We start from the raw sequence: 5158 nt of genomic DNA, 5'->3' as shown, positions 1-5158 counted from the left end.
GGCGTTTCATTCCGTACTTTGCCTGTTTGAAACGGTTGTTGGTGCTGGTTTGGGGTTTGAGCAGCCTGCCCCTTGCGGCCTTAAGTGCGCGATAGATGGTGACGCGGCTGACTTGGTAGCGGCGGGCCAGGGAGGTGACGCTCTCCTTCTCCTGTGTGTAGGCCAGCCAAATGGCTTGGCGGTGGTGTGGGGTGAGGCGGGTATTTTTGTGCATGTTCATGTCAGTATTCTCCTGGAAATACTGTAAACAACGCTACTGGTTCCTACAATCTAGGATCTCAACTACAATCCTGACAATTATTGGTGGAACCAATATTAACCAAATCACCAGCCAATAAACAAGCCGCCCTAATTTGGGCGGCCTTTTTGTTATCGGGTGGACAGATACATCTCGCGGATCTGCTCTTGGGTTGGTTTGGTTAACCCCATTGGTCATTGGCACAGTGCAGGATGTATTTATTACTTCGGCAGACATAACGTTCTATCCGCCAGCTTGTATACATCTCCATGTCGGCGTATTCGACCATCTCCCTTTTCACCATTAGCCCACCTACCAACCCGACGGCCATCGAGCCGAACCCGATGGAAGAAAACCAGCTTCGCCCTCGCTCGGTTGAGACCGAGCTCAGAGTATGCCGACGGGCTTCTCACCGAATCCCGTCTCGCCAATCCAAATGCCATCGTGTCAAACCCGATGGGAGAAAATCAATCCAAAATTCCAAAATCCCCAATGTATATATACTATATATGATATATATATTCTTATAATAGGTATTATATATATAATAGGGGCTGACGTAGATTAGCCCTAAATTCCACACCAATCCCGCAGGATTTGAAGCTGCCGGGACGGTGTGCCAAAGTTAAATCGAAATTCGCATTCTTTCAAGAACAGCGGGAAAGATTTGCGGTCGATTCCGTTATATTTCCGTAAGACGCGTTTTGCCTGATTCCAAAAATTCTCAATGCCGTTGATGTGGTTCTGGCGGTCTGCAAATTCCTTGGAATGGTTGATGCGGTAATGGATAAAACCGCTTATGTCCAACTTGTCGTAACTGCTCAGGTTATCCGTGTAAACAATACTGTCCGGCATGATTTTCTGTTTGATAACAGGCATCAAAGTATCAGACCTTGCATTATCCACCACAACGGTATAGACCCGTCCGTTGCGTTTCAGAATGCCGAAGACAACCACTTTTCCTGCCGCGCCGCGACCACGTCTGCCTTTACGCCGTCCGCCGAAATAGCGTTCGTCCAACTCGACGGGGCCCTCGAAAATCTCATCGGCAGCCAAGGCCAGATGATGGCTGATGACCATACGGATTTTGCGGCAGAACAGGACTGCCGACTTGGGATGGATACCCAAAATATCGGCGGCAGAACGGGCGGTAACTTCAAGTACAAAAAAACGGAGCAATTCTTTCTGTACTTTTTTCTTTAATTTGCAGTGTGTTATCTTCATATTTCAAGGGTAACATATCTGCTAATCTAGTACAGCCCCATTATTTTTTTCAAATCCCTTGACCTTAACCATAGGTTAAGCTTTAACATGATGTCCATTCAATCTCAATAAAAAATAAGGACATCTTATGAAATTACATAAATTCACCCGCTCATTGTTGCTTTTAAGTTTAGGCATAACGTTGCTTTTAAGTTTAGGCATAACCGCTTTTGCTCAAGCACAAACACTTTCTATGGAAGTGTGGAAAAGCCCGACTTGTGGCTGTTGTAATGAATGGATCAGCTATATGCAGAAAAACGGTTTTGAGGTTAAAGTCAACGAAACAGGCAATTATGATGCTCATAAGCGCTTTAACATTAAATATGAACATGCTTCTTGCCACACAGCCATGATTGATGGCTATGTGATTGAAGGACATGTACCTGCTGAGGATATCAAACGTTTACTCGCAGAAAAACCCGATGCAATAGGCTTGTCTGCACCGGGAATGCCAATTGGTTCACCAGGTATGGACGGTGAAGCATACGGCGGACGCAAAGATCATTATGATGTTGTTTTAATTAAGAAAAACGGTGAAAGTGAAGTGTTTAAATCCTATAACCAATAGGGGGGGAAAGAATGAAACGTCGAGATTTTTTACGTTATGGAATTGGAATTAGCTTAGCCAGTAGCTCGCTTTATAGCCTTGCGAATATGATGAACCACGCACAACATGGCAATATGGCGATGATGCATTCAGTACCTACTGGCCTAATGCCAACTGAGGCAATGCCTTCAGGTTTATCGCTTAATGGGATATTACCAAAACTTGCTAATCAATCGACTCAAGCTGGACTGTTCAAAGCCACTTTAAAAGCAGAGCCAATTAAAATTCGCCTCGCAGACAATAAAGAAACGGAATTTTGGGCTTATAACGGACAACTACCAGGGCCACAAATTGAAGTATTTGAAGGCGATGCCGTAGAAATTGAATTTATCAATCACCTACCACAACCCTCAACAGTACATTGGCACGGCTTAGATGTACCAAATGAAGCGGATGGTAACCCGATGGATATGGTTGAACCGCAAGGGAAAAAAGTCTATCGCTTTACGCTACCTCAAGGCAGTGCTGGGACATATTGGTACCACCCTCATCCACATGACCATGTTTCCGAACAAGTCTATAAAGGCTTAGCAGGCACTTTCGTTGTTAAAGCGAAAAATGATCCGCTTGCACACCTTCCTGAACAACATTGGGTGATTTCCGATCTGCGTTTAAATGCCGATGGCACCATTCCAGCAAACACGATGTTAGATTGGATGAACGGTCGTGAGGGTGAATTTGTGTTAATCAACGGTCAATATCAGCCCCAGATTCAAGTGAAAACGAATGAACGAATCCGTCTTTGGAATGCCACTAGCGCTCGTTATTTTCGTTTAAACATTCCAGGGGTGAAATGGATTGTGGTGGGTACCGAAGGTGGTTTACTTGAAAAACCTCGCTCGCCTGTTGATGAACTGCTACTTACACCAGCCGAACGCGTTGAAGTGATTATGGTGGGTGAAACGCAAGGAACAGTCAATTTACAAAGCGGTTATTATGATCGCCGTAAGATGATGGTGCAAGAACAGCCTAAAGATCTCACTTTAGCCACAATTCAGGTGAAATCAGAACCTGTTCAGTTACCTGAAAGCTTAAGGTCCTTCCCTAACTGGGATGAGCCAAAGCAGGTTCGCCAAATTCGCTTTAGTGAAAAAATGATGAACCATACGAATATGCCAATGATGAATCACGGTACACATCACGCTACTACAACACCAACGGACAACCCTATTCCACCAATGATGAATGGTATGTTCTTAATCAACGGTCAAACCTTTGATATGAACCGTATTGATTTTGTTGCCAAATTGAATGAAGTGGAACAGTGGGAAATTTTCAATGAAAGCCATATGGATCATCCGTTCCATTTGCACGGCACTCAATTTGAAGTGATTCAACATACATTAAACGGCAAAACCTTCAAGCCAGAAGGCAGGGCGTTAAAAGATGTAGTCAATTTGCGCCCTTATGAAAAAGTGATTATTCGCTTTAAGCAAGGACACACTGGGTTGAAAATGTACCATTGCCATATTTTGGAACATGAAAATCTCGGTATGATGGGGATGTTTAAAGTGGAATAGTGGTATCTAACCATAAAAAACAGAGGGATTTTCGTGAAAATTTGTAAATCGCGAAAATCCCACTGCTTATCACTGCCTATTCCAACGGTTTAACAATGCAACAAGTGAGAGCATCACAGGCACTTCAACCAATACACCAACCACAGTCGCTAACACCGCGCCCGAATGCAAGCCAAACAAGGAAATCGCCACCGCCACCGCCAATTCAAAAAAATTACTGGTGGTGTCCTGAAAAGTGTACTGGGTTAAATTTGTTTGGGATGATTGATTGCCTAAAATCCAATGTTAAATGATTTAATATGATAAAACATTGATTTGAAAAAACAGCAACTACGCCTAACGGCTCTGCTTAATCTGTGCCGAATCCGACAGTTATTACCCTCAATCGCTTTAGTATGTTGCTTACCCACCCATTGGTCACCGGTATCAGAAAACGCATTTACAAAAGCATCCCAATTATCGCCGGCAATACGTTCATAGCTTACTTTGAGTGCTTTTAAACGCTGCTTTAAAGCCAAAGCGGTTTGCAAATCACGTTTGCCCCAAACAAATGCCACGATTTCACTTGTCTTGGCATGATAAGCGTAAATCAGCCAGATTTTGTTTTTCTTGTTTCCAACAAATGTATGGAACTCATCAACTTGTAAAGTGTCGTAATGCTTTTGTTTGGGTGTGATTTGATGATGGCTGCGTTTTAAGGCAGCCTAGACTTTGTCACGGCTATAAGCCGTTATGGAACAAATAGAGCGGATACCGTTACCGTAAGCACTCATTCGCCAGATCATGGAATCTGATTGGGAATGACAGCCTTTGTTGTTTAAGGCATGGCCGCCGATAAAACACCGCTGGCATATTCTGCAATAATATTTCTGTTTGCGATTGCCGTTGAAGCCGTTTTTCTTTATATTTAGTCCTTGGCAGCGAGGACATTTCAGGGTTATTGGTATTTTCACACATTCAAATATACCCTGTTCTCGCTGCTTTTTGTTTGCTTATTTTTATCAGCACACTTTTCAGGACACCACCGAATACTGTAAATCGTAACGAAATCATTGTTTTTCTCCGATTAAATTAAGTTGAAAACATTATAGGTCGGAAAGATTGTGTTGATTAGATAGGGAAAAGTGAATGGGGTATTGAATGGAATTCAACAATGAACTATGGGAAATAAAAAGGGGCTGACGTAGATTAGCCCTAAATGCCACACCACTCCCGCAGGATTTTAAGCTGCTGGGACGGTGTGCCGAAGTTAAATCGAAATTCGCATTCTTTCAAGAACAGCGGGAAGGATTTGCGATCGATTCCGTTATATTTACGTAAGACGCGTTTTGCCTGATTCCAAAAATTCTCAATGCCGTTGATGTGGTTCTGACGGTCTGCAAATTCCTTGGAATGGTTGATGCGGTGATGGATAAAACCGCTTACGTCCAACTTGTCGTAGCTGCTCAGGCTATTCGTGTAAACAATACTGTCCGGCATGATTTTCTGTTTGATAACAGGCATCAAAGTATCGGACTTGGCATTATCTAC

At 43.3% G+C, this 5158-nt stretch carries 4 protein-coding genes and 3 pseudogenes; 2 read left to right on the top strand and 5 right to left on the bottom strand.

Features of this window, described 5'->3' with window-relative positions; all coding sequences use genetic code 11:
* Both HMPREF9098_RS08040 and HMPREF9098_RS08035 read right to left on the bottom strand, forming a co-directional pair.
* Window positions 1-220: pseudogene (locus HMPREF9098_RS08040) on the bottom strand (IS481 family transposase); the annotation flags it as partial.
* Window positions 221-808: 588 nt separating this feature from the next.
* Entirely contained in the window at window positions 809-1462 is a 654-nt protein-coding gene (locus HMPREF9098_RS08035) for an IS1595 family transposase (protein WP_003783729.1), read from the bottom strand.
* A gap of 127 nt (window positions 1463-1589) precedes the next feature.
* On the opposite strand from HMPREF9098_RS08035, the gene HMPREF9098_RS08030 reads away from it, so the two are divergent.
* Together HMPREF9098_RS08030 and HMPREF9098_RS08025 are read left to right on the top strand one after the other, a co-directional pair.
* Window positions 1590-2069, top strand: coding sequence for a DUF411 domain-containing protein (locus tag HMPREF9098_RS08030; protein WP_040564375.1), 480 nt, complete (start codon window positions 1590-1592; stop codon window positions 2067-2069).
* Window positions 2070-2080: 11 nt separating this feature from the next.
* On the top strand, window positions 2081-3628 hold the full coding sequence (locus tag HMPREF9098_RS08025) for a multicopper oxidase family protein (protein ID WP_003783725.1): 1548 nt from the start codon (window positions 2081-2083) through the stop codon (window positions 3626-3628).
* A 69-nt stretch (window positions 3629-3697) separates the two neighbouring features.
* Here HMPREF9098_RS08025 and HMPREF9098_RS11505 read toward each other — a convergent pair.
* From HMPREF9098_RS11505 to HMPREF9098_RS08020, 3 genes and pseudogenes are all read right to left on the bottom strand, one after another.
* Window positions 3698-3847, bottom strand: a pseudogene (locus tag HMPREF9098_RS11505) (arsenic resistance protein); the annotation flags it as partial.
* Window positions 3848-3900: 53 nt separating this feature from the next.
* Window positions 3901-4581, bottom strand: a pseudogene (locus HMPREF9098_RS11500) (IS1 family transposase).
* 241 nt (window positions 4582-4822) lie between these two features.
* Window positions 4823-5158: IS1595 family transposase (locus tag HMPREF9098_RS08020; RefSeq protein ID WP_003783717.1), on the bottom strand; the 336-nt coding region annotated here is incomplete at its 5' end.

The organism is Kingella denitrificans ATCC 33394 (genome assembly GCF_000190695.1).
Taxonomy (GTDB): domain Bacteria; phylum Pseudomonadota; class Gammaproteobacteria; order Burkholderiales; family Neisseriaceae; genus Kingella_A; species Kingella_A denitrificans.
This window is presented reverse-complemented; position numbering and strand designations above follow the sequence as displayed.

Excerpts from the sequence above, each read along its gene's own strand:
- HMPREF9098_RS08035 (WP_003783729.1), bottom strand. The coding sequence starts at position 1,462 with ATGAAGATAACACACTGCAAATTAAAGAAAAAAGTACAGAAAGAATTG.
- HMPREF9098_RS08030 (WP_040564375.1), top strand. The coding sequence starts at position 1,590 with ATGAAATTACATAAATTCACCCGCTCATTGTTGCTTTTAAGTTTAGGC.
- HMPREF9098_RS08025 (WP_003783725.1), top strand. The coding sequence starts at position 2,081 with ATGAAACGTCGAGATTTTTTACGTTATGGAATTGGAATTAGCTTAGCC.